Source organism: Pontibacter ummariensis, from assembly GCF_900188175.1.
GTDB lineage: Bacteria > Bacteroidota > Bacteroidia > Cytophagales > Hymenobacteraceae > Pontibacter > Pontibacter ummariensis.
Map to the genome: position 1 here is coordinate 43,629 of NZ_FZOQ01000022.1, position 24,935 is coordinate 68,563.

Below are 24,935 nucleotides of genomic sequence, written 5' to 3' on the forward strand. Positions count from 1 at the left end.
GTTAGGGCTGCTCTATGTAGTCTAGGAACCTCTGGCTGAGGATAGCCCTTGCAAATTCTGTTTTGGCTAGTTCCCGGGCCTGGTGCTGTGCCTTTACGAGCAGGCAGGGCTGTGCTAAGTACGGTTTTAGTTGCTGTACAAATGAAGCCGGCTCCTGGGGATCAGCATAAAAGCCGCACCCGTGCTCTTCTACCATTTCCTTCAGCCAGCCCTTTGTGTTGACGATAGTCAGTTTGGCAGCCGCCAGGGAATCGAAAAACTTGTTCGGGCTGTTTGTTTCCAGGATGGGGAACGGTGCAAAAGAAGTATAGGTGGCATGTGCTGAAGACAGCAGCTCCCGTATCTCCATTTTGTTCAGGTAGCCCAGCCAAGTGATGTTGTGCAGTCCCAGAGCCTGTGCTTTTTCCTTCAGCCGGTCTTCCATTGCCCCCTCACCGGCTATGAGGAACTGTACCTGGGGCAAGTGGTGTTGCAGGCAGGCCTGTGCCACATCCAGTAGGTACTCCAGGTGGTTCGCCAGTCCAATCGCTCCCGTGTAGCAAACGACAAAGGGCTCCTCCAGCGAGTGCCGTAAAGGGCTTTTACTCGTGAAGAAACTGCAGTCTGCCATGTTGGGTATAACAGCAACCTTTCCCGGAGAGACATATGGCCTTACCCCTCTGGCCATTCCCGGCGATAACGCCACTACTTTTTCAGCCTGCTTGTAAATGTAGCGTTCAAAAGTGTAGAGGAGGCGTTGCAGGAGCTTGTTCCGGATGAAGCCAAGCTGCACAGGGCCCTCCGGCCACAGGTCCCGCACCTCAAAATAGTAAGGAGTACCCTTCAGTTTCTTTACCGCAAGCGCTACCAGCCCCACGGTTAAAGGGGTGGAGGTAATATAGCACAAGTCTACCCCCTTTACCTTCAAAGCTAACCAAATGCTTTGGAGAGTGTATCTGAGAAAAGCCAGGACACGCCGGCTGAAGCCAAAGTTGTTCGAGTAGGGGATGGGCAGGTAGTGCACTTTAATACCTTCCACACAGGCAGTATAGTAGCTATCGCCCTCATAGGCTGTGATCATTTCCACCTGGTGCCCTGCCTGTACCAGTGCTTTAGAGAGGTAGTAAGAGCGCAGGCCGCCTCCCTGTTCCGGTGTCCGGAAATATTGGTGAATGTACAGGATCTTCATGAGGCAAAATTAAACTGTAGCCACTTCGCCAGCACTAAAAGTGCCCATACTTCCGTACTGTAGTCGTGGCGGCCATTCAGGTGAAGGTGTAGCAGTTGCTGAGTTTGTGTATAGTTGAGAAACTCGAAAAGTATTGCTTTAGAGTCCCGTAGTTCCTGAAAGAGCCAACTGTTTTTCGGGTCACGGAGCCACTTGCCCAAGGGCATGCCAAACCCTTCTTTCGGCCTGTTGGTAAACTCTTTGCCTCCCTGTGCAGCCAAGACCTCTTTTAGCACCCATTTCTGCCCTTGCCGGAATAGGGTGCCACCGGCCATCCCCTGCAGGTACTGGTGTAGCCCATTGCTTAGGTAGGGAGTACGCACCTCCAGCGAATGCTGCATAGAGGTCTGGTCTGTCATGGATAGCACGTCGGAAATAAGGTACTGGTGCAGGTCGTGCTGCAGGCACCATTTCAGCCAGTCTTTCTCCTGGTTAACTGACTTCGGGCGACCGCTCCGCTCTTTCAGTAGTTGCTGCAGGGCGGAGTCCATTTCCGTGAACTGCAGGAAAGTATTGTAAGGGTTTGGGTGAATCTTATCGGGCAGCTTGTTTAGCAGTCGAAATGTATTCCGTAAGGGATGGTCGAAACCCGTTACAAGAAGTGGTTTGGCCAGGCGCAAGACACCGCGTAGGGCAAGTGCTTTGTTTTGGTGGCGCAGGTACTGGTAAAAGGCCCAGTGGCGATTATACCCCCCGAACAGTTCGTCGGCCCCTGCCCCGGAAAGCACTACTTTTACATGTGGCTTTACCGCTCCAGCCAGATAACTGGTCACCAGTGCCGTACCATCGGCGATAGGCTGGTCCAGCCCACGTACGAGCGCGTCGGTGCCTGCCAATATGTTCTCGTCTATTTCAAAAGGCGTGAAGGAGGCCTTGTAGCGTTCGGCCGCAAGGCGGGCATAATACGTGTCTTGTGTGCCGAAGGATCCTTCTGAGGGCTTTAGGGCGATGGAAAAAGCAGGGAATTGCGTATGTCCGGCTTCATGGAGCAGGGCTAGCAGCAAGGTAGAGTCAACGCCACCACTCAGGAACAGACCTATGGGTACATCAGCTACTAAATGCCGCTGCACGCTTTCACAAAGCAGTTCCTTTGTTTTACTGATCAACTGCCCGGTAGGTACTACCTCTTCCTGTTGAGGGGCTGACACAGAACAATAAGGCGTTGTGGTTAAGCTGTTGTTCTGCCAGAGTAAATAATGTCCCTCTTCCAGTTCGGCAATGCCTTTGTAGAACGTCTGTGGCTTTAAAGCGTGCCTATACTGCAGGTAACACTCCAGCTGAGTCTGGTTTAGTTCTTTCGGCACCAAGCCTGAGGCCAGAATACCTTTGATTTCTGAAGATACAACAAAACTCTGGTCTGTATCAGCGTAGTAAAGGGGCTTTATGCCAAAGCGGTCCCGGGCTAACAGTAGCTGATGTGTGGCAGTATCATAAAAGGCGAGGGCAAACATGCCGTCCAACTGCTGCAAACCGTTTGCCCCTTCCAGTATGAGTAGGTGCAGAACCACCTCCGTGTCGGAGGCTGTCTTCAAAGAATGACCCCGTGCCTGCAGTTGCCTCCGGATCTCTTTATAATTGTAAACCTCCCCATTGTAGGCTAACAGGTAGCGCCCGTCTTCTGAACGAAAAGGCTGGTTTGCCTCGTCAGACCTGTCTATGATCTTCAAGCGATTATGCCCTATGTGCATCGCGCCAGCGCCACAGGTTGTAGTAACGTGTGCTGTGGCATCAGGACCACGGTAGACTGTGGCCTCTGTCATCTGCCGTATGGCGGAAGCAGAGGCTTGTCCTTTCTTGTCAATGATTAAGTTGATGCCGCACAAAACCGTGGAGATATAGCCTGGGTACTTTTTGCAAGTTAAGCAAAAATGACTTTTCACACAGGGGAGCTATCCTGGATTAGGACTAACGACTAGAGGTATGTATAAATCACAATTAACTGTACGCTTTGAGCTTGCTGCAGACCTGTTCCCCTACTAAATGTTAATTTTAACACGCTGGTTTACTGCTATAAAGAAATCAGGGCCAATATGGCGAGATGTTTTGGCATATGCTTTGGTAACGTGTTTGTATAGTGTAAAACAAACAGGCCTGCGTTTTGCATCAGAAAGAAAGTGAAACCCATCTAAGTAGAGAAAGAGAATGAAAAAGATAATGGCAGCGCTAGCACTAGGTGTGCTGGTGGTAGGTTCTTCTTATGCCCAGCATGCTCCGCAGAAAGAACGAAAGCATCGTACCGAGCACCGCGAAGAGAGAGGCAGAAAGCATGATAACGATAGAAAAACACCCGAGGAGAGAGCGGCACAGAGAACGGAGAGGCTCAGCCAGAGGTTTGACCTGAATAAGTCGCAGCAGCGTAAGCTGCAGGCCTTAAACCTGAAGTATGCTCAGGAGATGGCAGCTAAAAGGCAGGACTACCGCCGTGCGAACGAACGCGGTAAAATGCGCCGCGACATGCGGGAGAGCCATGCAAAGTGGGAGGCGGAACTGAAAGGCATCCTGAACAAAAAGCAGTACGCCAGGTATGAGGCAGATCGCAAAGAAAGATATGCCCGTTGGCAGGAACGCCAGGACAGAGGCAGAGAAGACGGAAGAGGACACCGCGGTCACTCACAAAGAAGTTAGTTAGATAAGACAAGCATACATGTCAAAGGCAGGGGCTAACATTCTGCCTTTGACGTGTATGCTTGTTTACTTAGTGCTGTAGGCTTACCTGCGGTTGCTGCTGAGTAGGGGCCTTTACTGTACGGTTCCTGTCTGCCCACCACGCCCATAGGATAAACAGCCACTGCAACTGGCCTGCCCAGGCAATGTCGCTTACCTGCTCAGGGGCGGGGCCGAAGATGCTGGCCGCATAAACAAGTACCAGTAACAGTACCAGGGACCAAAGGGCATAGTACCCTGTTTTGTTCTTTGCTTGTGTATGACGCAGGTAGAGCCATAAGCCTCCTGTAAAGATGGCTCCCTCCACTAGAACAGTAGCCGGAGTAGAGTTCCAGAGGCCAAGACCCACCAGGGGAGAGTTACCAGGGTACAGAGGAAGATCAGGGACGTGTACGATCAGGTCGATAAGCCAGTGGCTGATCACCAGCAGGCCGAGTAGCACAGCCGTCTTTTTATCCTTTTGCAGCAGCCAATATCCGAGCCCGAATAACAAGCCCCAACCCAGCACCATCAAAAGGCTATGAGAGATTGGGTAACTTGTGAAGTTGAGGGGAGTGAACTTGCCGGGTGTAGGGGTTATTTCCACGCTCTCCAGGTTCAGGAGTAGTAGCGTTGGCCACAGCAGGTCAAGGAATTGAGCTGCCAGAAAAAGGGTGGCTAGTGAGACTTTGGGCGAGACGGCTTTGCCCGCAAAGCCCGCTGCAAAATGACCAATAAACATGATACGAACTTATTAGAAGTAAGAACTCCGAAAATCTCATGTACCTGCCTGCTGTTAGCCAAGCCTAACAACAAGAATGGCCTCATCTTAAAAGCTTCTTCCAAACGGTTACGCCCGCGTCTAAAGCTGAGGCGCCCGTTCTCCTTGTTAGCCCCCCAGCTTGTTTTCCGGATCATCCGGAATGTTGGGGAAGTTCTTTTGAAAGAACTGGCAAAAATGGGTAAGGGGGCATTCTTCGCACTTAGGCCTGCGGGCTACGCAAATGTAACGGCCATGTAGAATCAACCAGTGGTGTGCCTTCGCAATTAAATCTTGCTGTAGGTTTGCCACAAGCTCCTTCTCTACATCCAAGGGTGTTTTAGCTGTTTTGGAAACCAAGCCAATACGTTTGCTTACCCGGAACACGTGGGTGTCGACGGCCATGGCAGGTTGGTTCCATATAACGGAGACGATCACATTTGCCGTTTTACGCCCCACTCCAGGCAGCTTTACTAGCTCCTCCACCGTGCTTGGTACCTCGCCGTTAAACCGTTCCACGAGCATTTTTCCTAATCCAGCCAAATGCTTCGCCTTATTATTCGGATAGGAGATGCTTTTGATATAGGGAAATATTTCCTCTGGGGTAGCAGTAGCTAGATGCTCCGGCGTGGGGTAAGCCTCAAAAAGAGCGGGGGTTACCATGTTCACGCGCTTGTCGGTGCACTGGGCACTTAGCACTACGGCCAGTATTAGTTCGTAGGGGTTCGAGTAGGCGAGCTCGGTTTCAGGCTCCGGAAAGTTATTTGTAAAAAAATCGACCAGTAGCCTGTAGCGTTCTTTCTTGCGCATAAAAAAAGTTTGCAATCGTGGTTACGACTGCAAACTTAAGCTTTTTGAGTAATTTAAGATGTTATCAACGGCACACTTACGGGGTGCTGCTGCAGCTTCGTCAAGGAGTTGCTGTATCATGAGCAATTCTGAGCAGCCTTCGGCCAGCTCCATGTCTTGCATCAACGCTGCTTCCAGCTGCGTGCAGGCCTCTTCGGGCAGCTCGTCATATACATACTGGATCAGCTCATTCTGAGTAGAGGTTTTTATCATACGCGATGTTGTTTTTAAGCATCTTTTTCCTCAGGTTAATCAGCGCATAGCGCATACGTCCTAAGGCTGTGTTGATGCTCACACCGGTCGCGTCGGCAATCTCCTGGAAACTCATTTCAGCATAATGTCGCATCATGAGCACCTCGCGCTGCGTCTGTGGCAGCGCCTGGATTAGCTCGCGTAAACGGGCATGCGTGTCCTCTTTTACCTGGAGCGACTCTGCAGAGTCCTCTGAAAAAGACATATTGTTAAACACGCTATTGCCGTCTTCCAGCGTGATCATCGGGCTACGTTTCTCTTTACGGAAATGGTCGATCGCCAGGTTGTGGGCAATGCGACAAATCCAGGAAGAAAACTTGCCTTCCTCGTTGTAACGGCCGCTCTTCATGGTATGGATTGCTTTTACAAAAGCGTCCTGCATCAAGTCTTCGGCTGTATACGAGTCTTTTACAATAACTAAAATAGTTGTGTAGACTTTGTTCTTGTGTCTATTTACTAGCTGTTCAAACGCACTCTCGTTACCTGCGATGTAGAGCGAGACTAAAGCAGAGTCGCTCAGCTGGGTAGTTGTATTCATCGTAAAGCTACATATAAGTTAACGTAGAGCTTTATATCATATTGTTGCGTTTACTAGTTAATAACAAGTTTTTTCTGAAGTGTAAATCAAATATATCGAAAGCTTTTTGCTTGTGCAACAGCTCCTTCTCCTATTTAGTAAAAAAAAGTTGCTGTAACTGTACAAGGCTTGCTTGCTTTTCCGTTGTGCCGGGCACCGCTGCAATTTATACGTGGAAGAGATGCCTTAAAGTGACAGAAAAGCATAATTTAGTTTTCCACATATAGAAAAACACTATTGCTCAAGCTAAAACCCTGCCATTATCTTTCAGTGCCCTCAACTTAGAGAAAAGGTTCCTCCAGCGGCTCTTCAGTTATTATCTCTTTTGCGCCGCGTTTTATTTTGTTTCTCCCGTCCTGGTAAGCATTAGCAGGAGTCCTAAAACCTAAGAAATAACATGCAGGCTTCGGAAAACTCCTTATTTTTGCGGCCTTAAAACGAGCAAGCCTATAACTATGAAAAGAATTATTTTAAGCGTGGCAATGGTGCTGGCGACTTTGCCTAACGTTGTGGCGCAGGAAAGTACTCCTGAACTGGAGAGCAGGCCAGCACAGGTATCTGTCGTGCCGGGGATAGGAACAAACGGCTTGAACGGATCAGCCTACCGGCAGCCTTTCTCCTTCAACTTACTAGGAGGCAGCAATGGAGGCGTTAACGGCTTTGAACTGGGAGGTATCCTTAACATTGACCGTGCCTTTGCTACAGGTCTCCAGATCGGAGGCCTGGCCAATATTGTGCAGGGGCCAGTGAGGGGGCTGCAAATAGGAGGCGTGGTCAACACGGCGGCTAGCGAACTAATCGGCTTGCAGATAGGTGGGGTGGCAAACCTGGTAAAGGGCAGCGTGAGTGGCCTGCAACTAGGAGGCGTTGTGAATGCAGCTTCTGAGAGTGTGGATGGGGCGCAAATTAGTGGCGTTGTTAATATTGCGCAGCAGGTGGATGGCTTACAATTGGGAGTGGTTAACCTGGCTGGTACAGCAAAGGGGCTGCAGTTAGGGGTGGTAAACATCGCTGACTCTGCAGGGGAGATGATTGGTGTGCTCAACATAGCCCGGAAGAATGGGTACTACCGTGGAGAGCTTTGGGCGGGGGAGACTTTTTATGGCAATGCTGCCTTTAAAATGGGAACGAAGAAGTTCTATACGATTTTTGCCTTAGGCTGGCAGCAGCGGGACGAGGTGTATCGTTTAGGCTATGGACTTGGATTTGGCGCAGCGTTGGGGAGAGTTGCTGGCGTAGATCTCAACCTGGATCTGCTAAATTATCAGGTATCCGAGGAGAGGATGTGGATGAGCAACAGCACAAACCTGATGCAGCAGGCGAGACTGGTGGCTACAATAGGAATTGGAGGACGTAAAGCCGTACTAATAGGCACAACCTTCAACGTTTTTGAATCTGACTTTAAGAATAGTGGGGAGGGGACCGGTATGGACCTGGCAGCAAAGACCATTTACAGCAAGATACATAGAGACACACGCGTTACTATGTGGCCGGGGCTAAATGCTGGCTTCCGGTTTTAAAGCAGGTAGCATAATTTAAAGCAAGGGCAGTGGGAACTTTGATTCCTGCTGCCTTTGCTATTGCTGGCCTATAATGCTTAACAAGCCCATCTTCATTTGGAAGACCTGTGCGATACTGGTTGCTTTCTGCTTTGCCTCTTCTGCCTTAGTGCCGGCAAACAGCTTGTCTACAGTAGCGGTGAATATGCTTGTCCAGCGCAGGAAGTGGACCTGCTCTATGGGTAAGCGCATGTGCTTCGAGAAAGGCTGTCCTTTATAAGCCATGCTGCCAAACAGCAGGGAGCTCCAGAACTTGTACATGATCGGGAGGTGCTGCTCCCAATTCACTTTTGCAAAATCATTAAAGATGGGGGCAAGCAGGCTATCCTGGTTGACGTTATCGTAAAAGGTGTCTATCAGCAGCTTAACGTCTTCTTCTGTTTCAATGTCTTTCTTCATGGTAATCTGCCCTATCTAGGACTTTAACAATAAGGTGCAGCAATAGGCATCATGCTATTGTAAAGCTAAAGTTTATGAACAGTGCTTACAAAGGGCTTTCCTCTTGGCAAGCATCATACCAAGTAAAGGCTAACTCTTGTTTTACCTTTAGCCACTGCTGCTATTAGGCTGCAAGTTTACGGAAGGTAACACTTGTAAAAAATGACCTTCATCACTTAGGTGCATGAAAAGGAGGTATTTAACGACGAGATAAGAGACGACTGTGTACGGGAGGCAAGAGCTAAGGGGAACAGGCAAGTCCAGGGAGTTTTCCTGTGGGCGCCTGTCATGCCTTAGAAGAATAGTTTTAACGGTAAAAGGATGAGACACAAAAAATCCTTCGAAAGAGCTGAGGAATCTTATCGAAGGATAGTCTAACAAATGAACCCTAGGGTTCTCCTACTACTTTCTGCTGTAACCTTTAATGCGATTAAGAATTAACAGCAGGCGACGGTTTATGTCGCGTTCCTCTACAGGCGTGCATTGCGCCGAAATATTGGAGGGCTTCTTTAGTTTTGCTTCTACATTCTTAAGGTGAGTCAGGTAACTCTCCAGGGTTGTGCTTGAAACTTCTTCTGACACATTTTCGCCCGCAATGTCTTCCTTTTGGTACATTAAGTTGATAGCTTTTGCGATCTCTGTGTTGATAAGCTTTGTTATAGCTGTGTCAGTAGTTATTTCTTGCTGGCACACCCTCCGCTCAATGTTCTCCAATAAATTTCTGATGTCCAGTAGTTCCATAGGATCTGTGGTGTTAAGTTTATGTTAGTTATAAGTCTAAAGGTCAACGTGTTCCTGTTGCTCAGGTAAGTGTCCGGAGCACAGGCGTTACCTTGGAAAAGTATACTTTGTTAAAAATTTACAATAAGCCGCTGAGGTGATCATGTAAACACTGGGGCTACAACGGAGTAGCGAGAGGCCTTCTGAGGACGTCAGCGGCGTGTCAGATGTAACAACCTAAATCAGTGAAATGTTATACTTCTGTTTAGAGCTTTGAGTTACGGTGCAAGTCCCTTTTTTATCATATTCTGGACCGTTGCCCTTCAAGAAAGACAAGCCTTTTGCAAAAGGTTGTTTAGAGCGCTTTAGCGCGATATTGCCTGAAGGCGGCACTGGTTTAGCCAGTCGAGTGCGTCGTGCTCGCTTACGAAGTATGCAGTCGTCAGGTGGTTACCGTAACGTACTGTTTCACGTAACGATATGAATGCATCTGATAAGCTAAGCTCCCGCTGCAGCGGAGACATGAGGTAGGCGATACAAGTACTGTTGCCCAAGGCAATCTTCACGGCGGGCACAAAGCTACTTTCAAACCAGGCCTGCTCTAGCTCTGAAGAGACGTTGCGTAGGCGAAAGTCCTGGAGCCAGAAATGCGCCTGTTGCCGGGTCGCTATCTCCAGCGTCGTCATGTATCCCTCCGCGAACTGGCTAAGATCTACCGCTGCCCGCCAACGGCAGAACAGTACATCCAGATCCTGACGGAAAGCGATGTGCAGGTAGGGAAGCTCGGTTCTTTCAAAGGCTGTCATCGGTAGCGGGCTTGTCGTTCTTCCTTCATCCACCGTTTCTCAGAGGCTAGGTAAAACAGTAAAAGCACATAAAAAGTTTAGCAATGGTTAAAGAAAGTTAGCCTTAGCTCATCTGTTACAGGCGCGGCGAACAGGTCGAACAAACAGGTGTACTAAAAGTAGTTTTTATACGGATATTTGAACAATGCGACTAAATACTAGGAGTAATTTGTGGCGCTGCCGAAATTCCTGCCAAGGCTTTGCTAAATTGCGCCTTTAATAGAAATATGGAAGAAGCGAAGCCCTCTAAGCTTGACCCTTATGCCGTCCTGCGGCTCCCTGAATTCCGGTCTTATATAGCAGCCAGACTCTGTATTACACTAGCAATGCAGATACAGGCGGTAATTGTAGGCTGGCAGATATATGATATCACCCAGGACCCACTGTCTCTCGGGCTTATTGGTTTGGCAGAGGCAGTTCCTTCTATTACGGTTTCACTTTATGCCGGCTACGTGGCTGATATGATAGAGCGCAAGAAGATTATCATGGTGGTGATTACGATACTGCTGCTGTGCTCGGCCTTGTTGTTACTCTTCACCTTAGACGTGAGCCAGGTGCTGGAGCAGTATGGAGCGCTTCCCATCTTCGGTGTTATCTTTTTAAGCGGCATAGCCCGTGGTTTTATGGGGCCGGCTGTGTTCTCCTTCATGCCCCAACTGGTAGTGAATAAGCAGCTTTATGCGAATGCAATTACCTGGAGCACGACGACCTGGCAGGCTGCCTCACTGGCAGGACCGGCTATCGGAGGCTTGATCTACGGCTTTTTTGGAGTAACGGCGGCTTACGCTGCGGATGCCACACTGGTGCTTGTTTCGCTACTGTCTTTTGCCCTGATCGGCTCTAAACCATTGCCTGAGAACGTAAACCCGCAGAACCTGATGGAGAGCCTGCGTACGGGCATTCGGTTTGTGTTCAGCAACCAGATTGTGCTTAGCGCGATCTCTTTAGACCTGTTCGCGGTGTTGTTTGGTGGGGCTGTAGCACTGTTACCTGTCTTTGCCTCCGATATTCTGGAAACAGGCCCTGAGGGGCTTGGCTTCCTGCGGGCAGCACCAGCGGTGGGCTCTGTACTGATAGCGGTTGTAATGGCGTATAAGCCTATCGAGGAAAACGCGGGGAAGAAAATGCTCTGGTGTGTGGCAGGTTTCGGAGTTTGCATTATCCTTTTCGGACTTTCCAGGAGCTTTTGGTTCTCATTGGTATTGCTGGCGCTCAGTGGTGCTTTTGACAGTATCAGCATGATCGTGCGCAGTACTTTAATTCATACCCTCACCCCTGAGTACATGAAAGGGCGGGTGTCCTCTGTCAACAACATTTTTGTAGGCTCCTCTAACGAGATAGGCGCTTTTGAATCCGGTTTCACAGCCAAACTGATGGGAGTAGTGCCTGCGGTGGTCTTCGGCGGCGTAATGACACTGGTTGTGGTGGGGGTTACCGCCTTTAAGGCGGAAAAACTGAGAGAGCTGGACCTGACGCCTGAGCCAGTATCCCCAGGAACGTTACAAAAGCAGTAAGCACAGCCTTTTAGCTGTGCTTACTGCCGGGGGTGATCCAAAAGGCTACTTAGAAGCCTCTTCTTGCGTGTCCTGGCTTTTAGCCTTGCTGGTTTGTTTAGGCCGTCTAACACCATAGCTTCCCTTAGCAATCTTGCCTTTCTTTGTTTTCTTATCTCCTTTTCCCATAAGTTAATATGTTAAGATGGTTGCAGATAGGCCGCTATACGTACAGCAGAAAGCACGGTTGTGTGCATAGCCGGGCCGCTTATTTTGTTGTTTTACGGAACTGCTATGTGAGCTAAGCCCACGTTGATTAGGGCTATACTGGCTAAACCATTCTGCTGTGGCAGGTGTTATAGAGGATGCACCTGCCCTTGCGGAGTGCAACACAACAAAGACCTTCAAAATGAGGTTAGGTCTTTGTATCTTTACAGATTAAATAATTAAGAAAAGGCCTCCGCCTGCACCTTAAAAAGTTTGCGTTGGAGGCCCGTCTTCGTATGGCAAACACTCCTGACTATAACCTGGAAGAGCTTGACGCCCGGCAGAGCATCATTATCAAAGGAGCCCGGGTACATAACCTGAAAAACCTGAGCGTGGCGCTGCCGCGCAATAAGTTCATCGTTATTACCGGCCTGTCCGGTTCCGGTAAATCATCCCTGGCTTTTGATACCCTGTATGCCGAAGGGCAGCGCATGTACGTGGAGAGCTTGAGCTCCTATGCCCGCCAGTTCCTGGGCCGCATGGACAAGCCCGACGTAGATTACATCAAGGGCATCAGTCCGGCCATTGCTATTGAGCAAAAGGTTAGCATTAAGAATAACCGCTCTACTGTAGGTACGAGTACTGAGATCTACGATTACCTGAAACTGCTGTATGCCCGGATTGGCAAAACCTACTCCCCTGTTTCCGGAGAGGTAGTGCAGAAAGATACAGTGGCAGACGTAGTGGATTTTATCTTCTCTTTGGAGGACGAGGCCCGTGTCATGATTCTGGCGCCCTTGCACCAGCACGAGGAGCGTACCTTAGCCAAGGAGCTGGATCTGTTGCTGCAAAAAGGCTACTCCCGCATATACGCAGAAGGGCAGGTGTACTTCATCGAAGAGTTACTGGAGCAGAAAAAGCCCGACCTGGGCAAGCAGCCTTACATCCTGATCGACCGGGCCGTCATTTATAAGAATGACGAGGACCTTGCTTTCCGGATCGCAGACTCCGTGCAGACTGCCTTTTTCGAAGGGCACGGCGAGTGCCGGGTGCTGCATGACGAGGAAGAGCGCGTGTTCTCCGATAAGTTTGAGCTGGACGGGCTGGTCTTCGAGGAACCTTCTGTTAACTTCTTTAGCTTTAACAACCCTTATGGCGCCTGCCAGACCTGCGAAGGCTTCGGGAGTGTGTTGGGCATCGACCCGGATCTGGTGGTGCCGGACAAAAGCCTGACCGTGTACGAAGGCGCTATTGCGCCGTGGCGGAGCGACAAAATGAACGAGTGGCTGCAGCCTTTGCTTAAGAACGGCATCCGCTTCGACTTCCCGATTCACCGTCCTTATAATGAACTGACAGAGGCTGAGCAGGAACTGCTTTGGACCGGCAACAAGTACTTTGAAGGGCTTAACGATTTTTTTAAGCACATCCAGTCGCAAACGCATAAGATACAGTACCGGGTAATGCTGTCGCGCTACCGGGGCCGTACGACCTGCCCCGAGTGCCGTGGCTCCCGTTTGCGTAAGGATGCCAGCTACGTGAAGGTGGGTGGCAAAAGCATTACCGACCTGGTGCTGATGCCGATCACGCAGGTGCTGCCGTTTTTCCGAAACCTAGAGCTGACACAGCATGAGCAGAACGTAGCCGAGCGCCTGGTAACGGAGGTAACAAACCGCCTGAGTTACTTGGAGCGTGTAGGCTTAGGCTATCTGACTCTTAACCGTCTTTCCAATACTTTGTCCGGTGGCGAGAGCCAGCGTATCAACCTCGCTACTTCTCTGGGCAGCGCCTTGGTGGGGTCCATGTATATCCTGGACGAGCCGAGCATTGGCCTCCATCCGAAAGACTCGGAGCAACTGATTGGGGTACTGCGTACACTGCAGCAGATCGGCAACACCGTCATTGTGGTAGAGCATGAGGAGGAGATGATGAAAGCCGCCGACCAGCTTATTGACATCGGACCGGAGGCCGGCTCGGGTGGAGGCAACCTGATGTTCCAGGGCACCTTCGAGGAGCTAGCGCAAAAGGCGGATACCTACACCGCCAAATACCTGAGTGGCCGTTTGGAAGTTCCTGTGCCAGCGCAGCGCCGTAAGTGGCGCAATGCCATCGAGTTGATGGGTGCCCGTGAGAACAACCTCAAGAACCTGAACGTGAAGATTCCGCTAGGGGTGATGACGGTAGTGACTGGCGTGAGTGGTTCCGGTAAGTCGACCTTAATCAAAAAGATACTGGCACCAGCCATGCAGAAGCTGCACGGCACCACTGCTGAGGCCACAGGCAAGTTCGACAAGTTGGCTGGTGACTACAACAAGATAGAGCACGTGGAGTTTGTGGACCAGAATCCGATCGGCAAGTCCTCGCGCTCCAATCCTGTTACGTATGTGAAGGCTTATGACGCTATCCGCACTTTGTACGCAGACCAGGCCCTGGCCAAAGCGCGGGGCTTTAAGCCCTCGCACTTCTCGTTTAACATCGAAGGCGGGCGCTGCGAGGTGTGCCAGGGCGAGGGCCAGGTGAAGATCGAGATGCAGTTTATGGCCGATATTTACCTAACCTGCGAGAGCTGTCATGGTCAGCGCTTTAAGCAGGATGTGCTGGACGTGAAGTACAAAGAAAAGAGTATCTCGGAGGTGCTGGACATGACGATTGCCGACAGCATCGATTTCTTTGAGGATCAGCCGAAGATCATCGAGAAGCTGAAGCCACTGAACGACGTGGGTCTGGGCTATATCCGCCTGGGGCAGTCGAGCAACACCCTGTCGGGAGGCGAGGCGCAGCGCGTGAAGCTGGCCTCCTTCCTCACAAAAGGGGCGCAGCCGCACCAGGAAAATATCCTCTTCATTTTCGACGAGCCCAGCACTGGCCTGCACTTCCACGACATCAGCAAGCTGCTGACCTCCATCAACGCTTTAATTGAAAATGGCAACACGGTCGTGATTATCGAGCATAACATGGATATTGTTAAGTCAGCCGACTGGATCATAGACTTGGGGCCGGAAGGGGGTACCAACGGGGGGCACCTGCTGTTTGAGGGAACACCGGAAGAGATGGTGAAGCTGGAGGATAACCATACGGCCCGCTTCCTGAAGGAAAAGCTTTAAGATTAGAACTTTTGAATTAAAAGTAAGAAATTGCTCCTGCCCGACAGTAGGAGCAATTTCTTTTAGGGGCATCGTATAAAGTAAATCATCAACAAAAACATAAGACATGAGAAAACGAATCGTTGCAGGAAACTGGAAAATGAATAAGACCTATGAAGAGGCACTTTCGCTTGTATCAGAGATCGATAACATGGTGAAGGATGAGGTGAATGAGGACGTAACCGTAATTGTAACGCCTCCTTTCCCATTCCTGCAAGGCGTAGGGAAACTCGTGCAGGGCAATGATAAGATGCACCTCGCCGCACAGGACGTAAGCGAGCATGACAGCGGGGCCTATACAGGTGAAGTATCGGCTGCTATGCTAAAGTCGGTGGGAGTGGAGTATGTGATCATTGGCCACAGCGAGCGCCGCTTATACCACCACGAAGATGCCCAGTTGCTTTACCAAAAAATGAAAGCAGCCATTAAGAATGGTCTGAAGCCGATCTTCTGCTGCGGTGAGCCCTTGGAAGAGCGTGATGCCGACCGCCATTTCGACTACGTGGGACAGCAGCTAAAAGACAGTGTCTCTTATCTGAGCAACGAGGAGTTTGATCAGATCGTGATTGCCTATGAGCCCATCTGGGCCATTGGTACAGGTAAAACAGCCACAGCAGAACAAGCACAGGAAATGCATGCCTACATCCGCGAACAGTTATCGCGCATGTTTGACGCCGAGGCTGCCTATAACTGCAGTATCCTTTACGGTGGTAGCTGCAACCCCGGTAACGCGCAGGAGATTTTCTCGAAAAAGGACGTGGACGGCGGCCTTGTCGGTGGAGCGTCTCTTAAGTCCCGCGACTTTACCGACATCATTAAGTCATTCTAAAGTACAAAGGCCTTCTATAAAAAAGCTGCCAATCGTTGGAATTGGCAGCTTTTTTTATAACTTATACCTATCTTTGAACTTAGTTAAACAAAAAAATTATATATATGCAGATACTGTTCATTCTCTGGATGACGCTGCTGCCGTTTCTGGATACGCCGACTATAGCCGCCGCCCCTACTTCTGTAAGTAGTACTGGTAAAAACTTTTGCCAGATTTACGGGGCTGTGTACTTGGAGCGGGACCCTCTTTACAAGAATACAGCCTCTTACCTCGTCTTTTTAGACGAAGAGGAAGCCTTTGCAGATATGGTGGTGTACCGCGAGAACAACAAGCTGTTTGCCGACAAAGAGGGCATCTGGTACATAACCCCCAACAGAGCGTTTGCCGATCATATTCTGTACGTGACGGACAAACGCAACTTAGCCGACATTACAGTGCATTTTACGGACGTACGCTCTTCGGCTACTTGCCGCGAACAATAAGAACATGGATTTTATAGAAGTTACCTTAAAAGTAAACGCAGATTTCGCGGACATACTTACGGCTGAGCTGGGAGAGCTTGGCTTTGATGCCTTTGTAGAGACAGAAGATGGTTTCAGTGCTTACATAGAAGAGAACCAGTACAGCCAGGAGGCGCTGGAGGAAGTGCTAAGCCGCTACGCTGATTTCGTGCAGGTAGAGTACACGGTGCAAAAGATAGCACGCCAGAACTGGAACGAAGAGTGGGAGCGTAACTTCGAGCCGCTCTTTATTGGGGAGCAGGTCTCTGTTCGGGCTTCCTTTCACCCGAAGCCAGAGCAGGCGAAGTACGATATTGTGATCAATCCCAAGATGTCCTTTGGTACAGGCCACCACGAAACCACCACGCTCATGATTGAGAACCAGCTAAGCCTGGACCATCAGGACAAGCGTGTACTGGACATGGGGTGCGGAACGGGAATTTTAGCCATCATGGCCGGAGAGCTGGGAGCCAGCGAAATTGTAGCGGTGGAGATAGAGGATTGGACAGTGGAGAACGCCCGGGAAAATGCAGCTCTTAACAACTACAGTAGCATTGATGTGCGGTTGGGCGGGGCCGAGACGATAGAAGAAGAAAAACCTTTTGATATTATACTGGCTAACATCAACCGCAACGTTCTGTTAGAAGACATGCCTGCCTATAAAGCAGTGCTGCAGCCAAGAGGATGGCTGGTTCTTAGCGGTTTCTATACCGAGGACCTGCCGATGATTCAGCAGAGAGCCCAGGAACTGGGCCTAGCTTATGTTTCGCACCGGGTTAAGAACAACTGGGTGTCTGCCATATTCCAAGAGAGTTAACCTTTATAGCTATGAGGCAGCTTTTATCCCTGATCTTATTTCTGGCAGTTTTCTCAGCGCAGGCGCAGGTTAAGTTTTCAAATGACCCTGCAGAGTTTGTGAAAGATGCGAAAGCTATGCTATCAGCGGGTAAAGTTGATCATGCTGAAGAACTTTCTGCCCAACTGGAAGAGCTCTGGAGCAGTGGAAAGCTTACTGAGCGGCAAAAGCAGCAGGTGATAAAAGTAAGCCAGCTTTTGTACCGCAAGCGGATGCGCGCCAATCCTCACTTCGAGCAGTTTTATACAATGCTTCTTGCAGGGGTGGGCACCCGGAACCTGAGCGGCGTACGCCTGGACAACATGCTGGAGGTAACAGCGAAAGCCATAGGACAAGAAGAGCCAAAGCAGTTAGAGAAATTTCTTACTACAGCCAGTCTCTACCTTTCTGCCAACCGCTTGTTCCAAAACACTTACTACAGTCTCCATGCCACAGGAGGGAGTTTTAGCTTTGCCTATGAGGGGCCCAGCAAGCCAACGGAGACCGTAACTGAAGAAGACTCTTGGGACAGCATCTCTTGGGATGATGAGGTGAACGAAACGGGAGAGGCAACAGCAGAGGAAGATGATGCCTGGGGGACAATAACCTCCGTCCCTGAAAAGGAAGACAAGAAGAAAACAGCGCAAAAGCGCAAGGAGAGTCTGAAGCAGCAGTTTATTCCTGCACAGCCCAAGGTGTCGGGGCCCGTACTGCAACTGCAAAATGTTACCCTTGCTTTTGTCACGCCTTGGGATTCAGCTGCTATTGTACAGACAAATGGGCAGCTGATGTTGGGAAACGACTTGTTTGTTGGAGAAGGAGGCAAGTTCGAATGGCAGGTACAAGAAAAGCCAGCCGTTGCCGAGCTTCGCAAGTATAGCTTTAATATTTCGTTTGCCGGCTTTAAAGCCCCCGATGTAACGATTTCTTACCCAGCCGTACTGGCAGGGCCGATAGATGGCCCCATGGAGTGGGTCAGCCGTAAGCGGAAAACGAGTAAATACCCCTATCCAAAGTTCCTATCCTTTACAAATGATGCCAAGGTAACGAACCTGGGGAGCAATCTCTCCTATAAAGGAGGCTTCTCTCTGATTGGAAACGCAATAGGTAGCGAGTCGATGGATGGGAGCCTTTCAGAGGTTGTGCTGTCTCAGGCGGGAGAGCGCAAGTTCCGCGCTATAGCCCGCAACTATACCTTCAATGATACTTTATTGTTAGCCGGCCGGGCCGCAGTTGCTCTCTATCAGCAAAACGATTCTTTAACTCATCCTGCTGTGCAGTTGCGCTATTCGAGGAGTGGGCAGGAGCTAACGTTAACCAAGGATAAGGGTGCGTACGCACACACGCCCTATTCTGATTCTTTTCACAAGTTAGAGATAACCGCAGAGCGAGTGCGCTGGAACCTTAATGAGCCGCAGATAGAGTTCTCGATCCTGAGCACCAAAACAATAGTACCAGTACACCTCGAGTCGTTGGAGTATTACTCAAACAACCGTTACCAACAGTTAGTCGGTGTTGCTCCCTTCCATCCGTTACAGTTGCTGATAGGGTACAGTGTTAAAGCGAAAAGGAATGAGTTCTATGCCTCGGATGTAGCAAGAGCTACTAAGATCAGTGAGGCGGCTATCAAAGGGGCTGCCAGTGCCATGTCGCACCAGCGGTTCCTCAATTATGACCCGGGCTCTGGTTACATTGAGCTAAAACCTAAGGCATGGCACTATGTAGGGGCTTCCCGTGATTTGAAAGACTATGACCATTTGGCTATTAAATCAGTGGTGCCATCTGGTCGGAATGCTACTCTGAACCTGGACGATAACAGGCTGACAGTGCGCGGGGTAAGTAAAATCACATTTAATAATGATACGGCCAGCGTCTACATTCTACCCCGGCGTCAGGAAGTACATGTACTGAAGAACCGCGACATTGAGTTTGAGGGGCAGGTGTTTGCCAGCCAATTGGTTTTTAAAGGAACCGAGTTTAAGTTCAACTACGACGAATTTTCTATTGACCTGATTAAGTTAGACACCATTGCCTTAGTGTCCCTCAAGGGCCGTTCCAGGAAAGGAGGGGCATCGGAGCAGGTGCTGACAGGCAAGGGAAGTAGTATGCCAGGTAAGCTGTACATCAACAAGCCACATAACAAGTCAGGGGAAAAGTACTTTGCAGAGTACCCTAAGTTCGATGCCCCAATGGGAGCGCTCGTGGCTTTTGACAAGCGGGAGGTGGCCGGGGGCGCCTACGACAGCACGGTTTACTTTGACATGCCTCCCTTTAAACTGGACAGCCTAAGCTCAGGCAAAAAAGTAGTGGCCTTTGATGGCACCTTCCACTCTGGCGGCATCTTCCCTCCAATCAAAACAAAGCTGCAGATGATGCCTGATGGGACACTAGGGTTCTATTACCAGCCTTCGGCAAAAGGACTGGAGGCGTTTGGCGGTAAAGGAGTAGCCTTTGATACCATCATGATGAGCTCCAGTGGCATACAGAGCAGAGGGAAACTAACCTATCTTACAGCTACTTTAGAGGCCCCGGTTTATACTTACTTTAAAGACAGTGTCGTGGCAAAAGGGGGGGAGATGATAAGTATAAAAGAGGGAGGCAGCGGCTATCCTGTAGCGTCCCTTTCGAACTTCGAAATGAACTGGCAGCCTCTGACCGACACCATGTACTTGAAACCAACGAAAGAGCCGATGAGGCTGTACGAGGAAAGTTACACTTTCAAAGGGACGGCTAAGTATTCGCCGGGAGGTTTGTATGGAAGTGGGATATTAGAAAACCCGGTGGCAAAAGTAACATCGTCCTCCTTACACTTCAAGCAGCGAAGTTTTAGCGGAAACAACGCGAAAATGGTTGTAAAGTCGGGAGAAGGCAAGCCAGCCGTAGAAGCCCTGGACGTGGCTCTTGATTACGATATGACGAAAGGCTTGGTAGACTTTGAAAGTGAGAAGAAAGGGGCCGCCAGCATAACGTTTCCGAAAGCGCAGTATAAAACCTCTATGAGTAGCGGCCGCTGGGACACGAACAATCAGAAAGTAAGCCTCAGAGCAGATGAAAATGGCGGTAGTAACTGGTTCTACTCTATGCATCCGGAACAGGGCGGCTTACGCTTTAAGGCAGGGAGCGGCGACTATAACTTAAAAGACAATACGATACGGGCAGGTGGTGTTCCTTTTATTTCCGTAGCTGATGTGTACATTGTGCCGGACAGTGGTAAAGTAGCGGTTGCTGCAGATGCCACTATCCAGACCCTGCGCAATGCCCGTGTACTGGCCGACTCTTCTCAGCAGTTCCATAAGCTTAATAAAGGGAACATAGATGTGCTGTCGCGAATGGCTTTTAAAGGCAGTGCCATACATAACTTTCTGAATGCCGCCTCAGACTCTTTTGGGTTGCAGTTTGAGAACTTTATTTATGGGAACCCTCAAGAGAAAAAGAAACCTGTTTATACCTTCGCCACTGCTAACATCAAGGAAGAGAATGCTTTTTACATCTTTCCCCGCATTCTGTACCGCGGCAAAATTACCATGCAGGCACCTGAAAAGTACATGGACTTTGATGGGGAGCTGAAGCTAAACTTTACTGGTGATCCTGCCGACTCTGGTTGGTTCCCTTACAAGAAAGATACCCTTGATCCTGAAAACGTACGGATTCCGATTCTTAAAGCAAAGGCTGCTGATGGGACGGCATTGCACACGGGGCTCCATATGGCAGCAGACTCTGGTAAGCTGTACAATACCTTTGTGTCGAAGAAGCTGGCAGAAGATGATCTAGACTTGTTCCTAGTAGATGGCTTACTGTCTTATGACAAGAGCAAAGGTGAGTTCAAGATAGGTCAGGAGGCCCGGGCCTATGGCGACTCGTACGAAGGCAGCCTGATGCAGTACAATGAGGCGTCTAATACGGTGCATTTTGAAGGCAGGCTAAATCTCTTAAAGCCTACTAAGAACTTCAGCATTGATGCTTCAGGAAGTGGGGATGCGAACGTGGACAGTAGTCGCTACAGCCTGGACACTTTCCTCGCTTTTGACTTAGAGGTTCCAGGGAAAGCCCTTGATGCCATGGCGGCAGCCCTGCAGGGGAGTGGCCTCGGGAGCATAGATGCCATGGGCCATAACCAGGAGGCTTTACACTATAAACTGGCGGAATTTATCGGAGACAGAGGAGTGCGAGATTACATTGAGCGTTCTGCCATGGCCTACGTGCCGTTGCCAGAAGTTTCCCGTAGTCTTGTGCGCAGCCTCATCTTAGACCAGGTAAACCTGCGATGGTCTAATGAGCAAAATGCATGGTACAGTGTAGGCAGCATTAGCCTGGCTAGCATCCTGAAGAATGATATTAATGCTAAAATGGATGGGTACCTGGAGTTGCGCCAGGATATGAACGGTGACCCAGCCGTTAATCTTTATCTACAGGCTGATCCTTACACCTGGTACTATTTCAGCTTTTTCGAAAACGGCCTCACCTTAGCCTCCTCCGACGATAACTTTAACAAAGTGATCGGTTCTAAGTCTAAGGGCAGTCGTGGCACTTCGGGTAGTTATGGAATTTACCTGGGCGAGCCAATTGAGAAGAATCAGTTCTTGGACTATTTTAGCAAAACCTACCTGAACGGCGAGAAGGGCTTTAAAGTAGCCGCAGGGCAGCCGATAGGTGAGCCGGTGGGGGGCTTTGGAGGCCAGGAAGAGGACGAGAAGCAGGATAAGAAAAAGAGAAAGAAGAAGGGGAAGGAAGACCCTTTCGGCGTAGAGCCGGAAACAGACTAGCATAACCGGGAACTATAAACACAGCGTATACAGTTTAGCAACGACTTTATATGTTAGGCAGCGAATTAAGATTTAGCTATATTTGGCTGTTCTTTTCGCTCATTTGCGCATCATTACCACACAAGGTGACTTACAGATGAGCAAGCCCTTAGATTAAAAGATGCTAGATTCATGGACGTACTTTTAATAGCTGTACTGTTTATAGCCGCTTACCTGATTGGCTCTGTCTCCACAGCTGTTTGGCTTGGTAAAGCCTTTTATGGCATAGACATACGGGAGCATGGCAGCGGTAACTCCGGGGCCACGAACACTTTCCGGGTATTAGGTAAGAAGCCTGGTACGGCTGTAATGCTGATAGACATCTTTAAGGGCTGGGTTGCTACTTCGCTTGCAGGCTTACTGGTAACTTTTGAGGGTATTGCACCCGAGAATCTGGTTGTGTTTCAGCTAATCATGGGAGCCTTAGGTGTACTTGGCCATATTTTCCCGATCTACGAGCGTTTTAAAGGTGGAAAAGGAGTGGCTACCTTGCTTGGTATGATGCTGGCCATAGAACCGGTAGTCGCTTTAATGTGTATCGCTATTTTCGTTATCGTCCTCATTGCTTCTAAATACGTTTCACTGGGTTCTATTACGGCTGCTTTGGCTTTCCCACTTTTGCTGCTCTTGCCCCGCTTCCACCCGGAAAATCCAATCCTGATTATTTTTGGCTTTATCCTGTTTGCTGTGGTAGCGCTTACGCACCGCAAAAACATTAACCGCCTGATAGCCGGGGAAGAAAGTAAAGCAAACATCCGGATAGGCCGGAAACGATAGTGATCCTACAGAACAATAAGGTAAAATGCCACTCTGCTTAAAAGGGTGGCATTTTTTGTAACTTTAAGCAAACGAGATATCTAAAAACTATGAACAATTATATCAACGAGAACAAAGACCGGTTTCTGGAAGAGTTGCTCGATATGCTGCGTATTCCGTCTGTTAGCGCTGATCCTAAATTTAAGGCTGATGTGCTGCGAACAGCGGAGTTCGTAAAGCAGCGGCTGATTGATGCCGGGGCAGACAAGGTAGAACTGGTAGAGACAGCAGGCAACCCTGTGGTTTACGGGGAGAAGATGGTAGACCCTAACCTGCCTACGGTGTTAGTGTACGGGCATTATGATGTACAGCCTGCAGACCCTTATGAGTTATGGAACTCTCCTCCGTTTGAGCCAGTGATCAAAGACGGCAACATTTATGCCCGTGGCGCCTGCGACGACAAAGGGCAGATGTACATGCATGTGAAGGCATTTGAGACAATGATGCAGACCAGTACCTTGACTTGCAACGTGAAGTTTATGATAGAGGGGGAGGAAGAGATAGGGTCTGTAAACCTGGCGACTTTCGTGAAAGAAAACAAGGACAGGCTGCAGGGCGATGTGATCCTGATTTCCGACACAGGCATGCTGGGGAACGACACCCCTTCCATAACCACTGGCTTGCGCGGCATGAGCTATGTAGAGGTAGAGGTAACAGGCCCTAACCGCGATTTGCATTCCGGTCTGTATGGAGGCGCTGTCGCAAATCCTATTAATGTCCTGTGCCAGATGATCGCCTCCCTGCACGATGAGAATAACCACATCACCATTCCGGGCTTTTACGATAATGTACAGGAGCTGAGCCAGGAGGAACGCGCTGAAATGGCCCGTGCCCCCTTTGACCTGGACAAGTATAAGAAGGCTTTAAATCTGGGCGACGTACACGGCGAGGCAGGCTATACCACCATGGAGCGTAATTCAATTAGACCTACGTTAGATGTAAATGGCATTTGGGGTGGTTACACAGGCGAGGGTGCCAAAACAGTCATTGCTTCCAAAGCCTATGCTAAAATATCCATGCGCTTGGTGCCTAATCAGTCCTCTGCTGAAATTATGGAGAAGTTTAAGAAGCACTTTGAAAGTATAGCACCGAAGAGCGTGAAGGTAGTTGTGAAGCCGCATCACGGTGGGGAGCCAGTGGTAACACCAACAAACTCTCCCGCTTATCAGGCTGCCTCGCAAGCCTACGAAGAAACGTTCGGGGTAAAGCCAGTGCCGGTACGTAGCGGAGGCTCCATTCCGATTGTGGCCATGTTCAAGTCAGAACTAGGCCTGGACTCGGTGTTGATGGGCTTCGGTTTAGATTCGGATGCTATTCACTCCCCAAACGAGCACTTCGGAGTGTTTAACTTTATGAAAGGCATCGAGACAATTCCTCTCTTTTACAAGTACTTCGCGGAGCTGAAGAAGTAAACCGGTAGTAACAAAAGCTAAAGCGTGCAGGGGCGAAGAGCTATTTTTCGTCTATGCGCGCTTTCCTCTTTTTAGCCGAGACATAAGGCGAATGGCAGCGGCTCGTTTTAAGCAGGAGGAAAATGTAAGCTTTGTAAAAAAACAGCCCTGCCCGAGGGGCAAGGCTGTTAAGTATACCGGGTGATGCGTTTTAGCGGGTAAAGTAGACAGCCGCCGTTAACATAAACACAGAGTTTCTGGCGTTCCGAATATCTTCTTCATTGAAATAATTGTCTGGGGTGTCATCTACAAAGTCGTTAAAGCTGCCGTTGTAACGCACACCGATGTTGAAACGCTCGCCCGTTGTAAAGCCAACTCCTGCAGCATAACCCAGCTCAAAGCTTTTAAGGTTATCCTTGTCTATCTCGGTTCTGGATGTTGTCAGAAGGTTATCATTCGCATATACCCTGGTCTCATCATTCACGCTTAATAAGTAAGATGCCTGCGGACCGGCCTCGAAGTAGATCGGCCCGGCCGTAATTTTAGCCAGTATGGGTAAATCGATGTAGTTGTAGTTCATTTTGCCTTCCCGGCGATAAACAGTGCCAACCTGATTGGGGAGGGTGTACTCCTCGTCAGCGTTCTTAAATCCCTTAGAAGAGTAGAGTAGCTCTGGCTGAACGGAAAAAAAGTCTTCAACAATCGCAATGTTATAAGTTAAACCGGCATGAAAGCCCCACTTATTCTCGTAAAGCGATTCATCCCTTAAGTCCCCTTCCAGATTAGACAGGTTAGCCCCACCTCTAATGCCGAGTCCGGATTGTGCTTGTGCCGCGGTAAAAGTTAAGAGCACAAAAGCAAAGGCAAATAATAGCTTCTTCATAATTTAAATCAGTTTGTTGTATACGCCTTATACGAGTCGTACACCGGTTAATAAAAAAATTTAACTCTTGTAAATGACTTTATCCCAGGTTACGGAGGCCAGAGGGCACAAAGCTTAAGGCCTCTAGCGGCCATAACCAAAATCCATGCATGTTAGGCATGATATTGCAACAAACAGGCCAAAGCATAG

The 24,935-nt window shown here is 49.5% G+C and carries 21 protein-coding genes; 10 read left to right on the forward strand and 11 right to left on the reverse strand.

Annotated features, from left to right (window positions below):
* Window position 1 precedes the first annotated feature (1 nt).
* Both CHB92_RS19630 and asnB read right to left on the reverse strand, forming a co-directional pair.
* On the reverse strand, window positions 2-1,168 hold the full coding sequence (locus tag CHB92_RS19630) for a glycosyltransferase family 4 protein (protein WP_089320939.1): 1,167 nt from the start codon (window positions 1,166-1,168) through the stop codon (window positions 2-4).
* Window positions 1,165-3,087: an asparagine synthase (glutamine-hydrolyzing) gene (gene asnB / locus CHB92_RS19635; protein WP_089320940.1), complete on the reverse strand. Its 1,923-nt coding sequence runs from the start codon at window positions 3,085-3,087 to the stop codon at window positions 1,165-1,167. Before asnB ends, CHB92_RS19630 begins: the two co-directional genes overlap by 4 nt.
* A gap of 262 nt (window positions 3,088-3,349) precedes the next feature.
* Between asnB and CHB92_RS19640 the strand changes: the two genes are divergently transcribed.
* Window positions 3,350-3,832, forward strand: coding sequence for a DUF4890 domain-containing protein (locus CHB92_RS19640; protein ID WP_089320941.1), 483 nt, complete (start codon window positions 3,350-3,352; stop codon window positions 3,830-3,832).
* A 70-nt stretch (window positions 3,833-3,902) separates the two neighbouring features.
* Here CHB92_RS19640 and CHB92_RS19645 read toward each other — a convergent pair whose 3' ends face one another.
* The 4 genes from CHB92_RS19645 to CHB92_RS19660 form a co-directional block, all read right to left on the reverse strand.
* Window positions 3,903-4,592, reverse strand: coding sequence for a hypothetical protein (locus CHB92_RS19645; RefSeq protein ID WP_089320942.1), 690 nt, complete (start codon window positions 4,590-4,592; stop codon window positions 3,903-3,905).
* Window positions 4,593-4,739: 147 nt separating this feature from the next.
* Window positions 4,740-5,420, reverse strand: a complete 681-nt coding sequence (nth, locus tag CHB92_RS19650; protein WP_089320982.1) for an endonuclease III — start codon at window positions 5,418-5,420, stop codon at window positions 4,740-4,742.
* 21 nt (window positions 5,421-5,441) lie between these two features.
* On the reverse strand, window positions 5,442-5,672 hold the full coding sequence (locus CHB92_RS19655) for a hypothetical protein (protein ID WP_089320943.1): 231 nt from the start codon (window positions 5,670-5,672) through the stop codon (window positions 5,442-5,444).
* Window positions 5,647-6,249 carry an RNA polymerase sigma factor gene (locus tag CHB92_RS19660; protein ID WP_089320944.1) on the reverse strand — a complete coding sequence of 201 codons (603 nt, stop codon included), beginning with the start codon at window positions 6,247-6,249 and terminating at the stop codon, window positions 5,647-5,649. The genes CHB92_RS19655 and CHB92_RS19660 overlap by 26 nt, the downstream gene beginning before the upstream one ends.
* A gap of 494 nt (window positions 6,250-6,743) precedes the next feature.
* Between CHB92_RS19660 and CHB92_RS19665 the strand changes: the two genes are divergently transcribed.
* On the forward strand, window positions 6,744-7,808 hold the full coding sequence (locus CHB92_RS19665; RefSeq protein ID WP_106219183.1) for an LA_2272 family surface repeat-containing protein: 1,065 nt from the start codon (window positions 6,744-6,746) through the stop codon (window positions 7,806-7,808).
* A gap of 57 nt (window positions 7,809-7,865) precedes the next feature.
* Here the strand turns inward: CHB92_RS19665 and CHB92_RS19670 are convergent, their stop codons facing one another.
* The 3 genes from CHB92_RS19670 to CHB92_RS19680 form a co-directional block, all read right to left on the reverse strand.
* On the reverse strand, window positions 7,866-8,246 hold the full coding sequence (locus CHB92_RS19670) for a group III truncated hemoglobin (protein ID WP_089320946.1): 381 nt from the start codon (window positions 8,244-8,246) through the stop codon (window positions 7,866-7,868).
* 441 nt (window positions 8,247-8,687) lie between these two features.
* Window positions 8,688-9,026 (reverse strand): hypothetical protein, encoded by a 339-nt coding sequence (locus CHB92_RS19675; protein ID WP_089320947.1) that lies wholly within the window; start codon window positions 9,024-9,026, stop codon window positions 8,688-8,690.
* A 344-nt stretch (window positions 9,027-9,370) separates the two neighbouring features.
* Window positions 9,371-9,844 carry a hypothetical protein gene (locus CHB92_RS19680; protein ID WP_106219184.1) on the reverse strand — a complete coding sequence of 158 codons (474 nt, stop codon included), beginning with the start codon at window positions 9,842-9,844 and terminating at the stop codon, window positions 9,371-9,373.
* A 233-nt stretch (window positions 9,845-10,077) separates the two neighbouring features.
* Between CHB92_RS19680 and CHB92_RS19685 the strand changes: the two genes are divergently transcribed.
* Entirely contained in the window at window positions 10,078-11,364 is a 1,287-nt protein-coding gene (locus CHB92_RS19685) for an MFS transporter (RefSeq protein WP_089320949.1), read from the forward strand.
* A 45-nt stretch (window positions 11,365-11,409) separates the two neighbouring features.
* Here CHB92_RS19685 and CHB92_RS26495 read toward each other — a convergent pair whose 3' ends face one another.
* On the reverse strand, window positions 11,410-11,532 hold the full coding sequence (locus CHB92_RS26495) for a 30S ribosomal protein THX (protein WP_089320950.1): 123 nt from the start codon (window positions 11,530-11,532) through the stop codon (window positions 11,410-11,412).
* 314 nt (window positions 11,533-11,846) lie between these two features.
* Here CHB92_RS26495 and uvrA point away from each other — a divergent pair, with 314 nt between their 5' ends.
* From uvrA to CHB92_RS19725, 7 genes are all read left to right on the forward strand, one after another.
* Window positions 11,847-14,651 carry an excinuclease ABC subunit UvrA gene (gene uvrA / locus CHB92_RS19695; protein WP_089320951.1) on the forward strand — a complete coding sequence of 935 codons (2,805 nt, stop codon included), beginning with the start codon at window positions 11,847-11,849 and terminating at the stop codon, window positions 14,649-14,651.
* Window positions 14,652-14,757: 106 nt separating this feature from the next.
* Window positions 14,758-15,519, forward strand: a complete 762-nt coding sequence (gene tpiA, locus CHB92_RS19700; RefSeq protein ID WP_089320952.1) for a triose-phosphate isomerase — start codon at window positions 14,758-14,760, stop codon at window positions 15,517-15,519.
* A 104-nt stretch (window positions 15,520-15,623) separates the two neighbouring features.
* Window positions 15,624-16,001, forward strand: coding sequence for a DUF6150 family protein (locus tag CHB92_RS19705; protein ID WP_089320953.1), 378 nt, complete (start codon window positions 15,624-15,626; stop codon window positions 15,999-16,001).
* 4 nt (window positions 16,002-16,005) lie between these two features.
* Window positions 16,006-16,836 carry a 50S ribosomal protein L11 methyltransferase gene (gene prmA / locus CHB92_RS19710; protein WP_089320954.1) on the forward strand — a complete coding sequence of 277 codons (831 nt, stop codon included), beginning with the start codon at window positions 16,006-16,008 and terminating at the stop codon, window positions 16,834-16,836.
* 11 nt (window positions 16,837-16,847) lie between these two features.
* Window positions 16,848-21,617 (forward strand): hypothetical protein, encoded by a 4,770-nt coding sequence (locus tag CHB92_RS19715; RefSeq protein WP_089320955.1) that lies wholly within the window; start codon window positions 16,848-16,850, stop codon window positions 21,615-21,617.
* A gap of 171 nt (window positions 21,618-21,788) precedes the next feature.
* Entirely contained in the window at window positions 21,789-22,433 is a 645-nt protein-coding gene (gene plsY / locus CHB92_RS19720; RefSeq protein WP_089320956.1) for a glycerol-3-phosphate 1-O-acyltransferase PlsY, read from the forward strand.
* Between the two features lie 50 nt (window positions 22,434-22,483).
* Complete coding sequence (locus tag CHB92_RS19725) at window positions 22,484-23,884, forward strand: dipeptidase (RefSeq protein ID WP_258179121.1); 1,401 nt, start codon at window positions 22,484-22,486, stop codon at window positions 23,882-23,884.
* Between the two features lie 190 nt (window positions 23,885-24,074).
* Here the strand turns inward: CHB92_RS19725 and CHB92_RS19730 are convergent, their stop codons facing one another.
* Window positions 24,075-24,746, reverse strand: coding sequence for a porin family protein (locus CHB92_RS19730; protein WP_089320958.1), 672 nt, complete (start codon window positions 24,744-24,746; stop codon window positions 24,075-24,077).
* Window positions 24,747-24,935: the final 189 nt, after the last annotated feature.

Bases quoted from the DNA above. Each gene is read 5' to 3' on its own strand.
- CHB92_RS19660 (WP_089320944.1), bottom strand. From the start codon at position 6,249: ATGAATACAACTACCCAGCTGAGCGACTCTGCTTTAGTCTCGCTCTAC.
- nth (WP_089320982.1), bottom strand. From the start codon at position 5,420: ATGCGCAAGAAAGAACGCTACAGGCTACTGGTCGATTTTTTTACAAAT.
- CHB92_RS19670 (WP_089320946.1), bottom strand. From the start codon at position 8,246: ATGAAGAAAGACATTGAAACAGAAGAAGACGTTAAGCTGCTGATAGAC.
- uvrA (WP_089320951.1), top strand. From the start codon at position 11,847: ATGGCAAACACTCCTGACTATAACCTGGAAGAGCTTGACGCCCGGCAG.
- CHB92_RS19630 (WP_089320939.1), bottom strand. From the start codon at position 1,168: ATGAAGATCCTGTACATTCACCAATATTTCCGGACACCGGAACAGGGA.
- CHB92_RS19675 (WP_089320947.1), bottom strand. From the start codon at position 9,026: ATGGAACTACTGGACATCAGAAATTTATTGGAGAACATTGAGCGGAGG.
- prmA (WP_089320954.1), top strand. From the start codon at position 16,006: ATGGATTTTATAGAAGTTACCTTAAAAGTAAACGCAGATTTCGCGGAC.
- CHB92_RS19705 (WP_089320953.1), top strand. From the start codon at position 15,624: ATGCAGATACTGTTCATTCTCTGGATGACGCTGCTGCCGTTTCTGGAT.
- plsY (WP_089320956.1), top strand. From the start codon at position 21,789: ATGGACGTACTTTTAATAGCTGTACTGTTTATAGCCGCTTACCTGATT.
- CHB92_RS19715 (WP_089320955.1), top strand. From the start codon at position 16,848: ATGAGGCAGCTTTTATCCCTGATCTTATTTCTGGCAGTTTTCTCAGCG.
- CHB92_RS19685 (WP_089320949.1), top strand. From the start codon at position 10,078: ATGGAAGAAGCGAAGCCCTCTAAGCTTGACCCTTATGCCGTCCTGCGG.
- CHB92_RS19640 (WP_089320941.1), top strand. From the start codon at position 3,350: ATGAAAAAGATAATGGCAGCGCTAGCACTAGGTGTGCTGGTGGTAGGT.
- tpiA (WP_089320952.1), top strand. From the start codon at position 14,758: ATGAGAAAACGAATCGTTGCAGGAAACTGGAAAATGAATAAGACCTAT.
- CHB92_RS19665 (WP_106219183.1), top strand. From the start codon at position 6,744: ATGAAAAGAATTATTTTAAGCGTGGCAATGGTGCTGGCGACTTTGCCT.
- CHB92_RS19645 (WP_089320942.1), bottom strand. From the start codon at position 4,592: ATGTTTATTGGTCATTTTGCAGCGGGCTTTGCGGGCAAAGCCGTCTCG.
- CHB92_RS19655 (WP_089320943.1), bottom strand. From the start codon at position 5,672: ATGATAAAAACCTCTACTCAGAATGAGCTGATCCAGTATGTATATGAC.
- CHB92_RS19730 (WP_089320958.1), bottom strand. From the start codon at position 24,746: ATGAAGAAGCTATTATTTGCCTTTGCTTTTGTGCTCTTAACTTTTACC.
- CHB92_RS26495 (WP_089320950.1), bottom strand. From the start codon at position 11,532: ATGGGAAAAGGAGATAAGAAAACAAAGAAAGGCAAGATTGCTAAGGGA.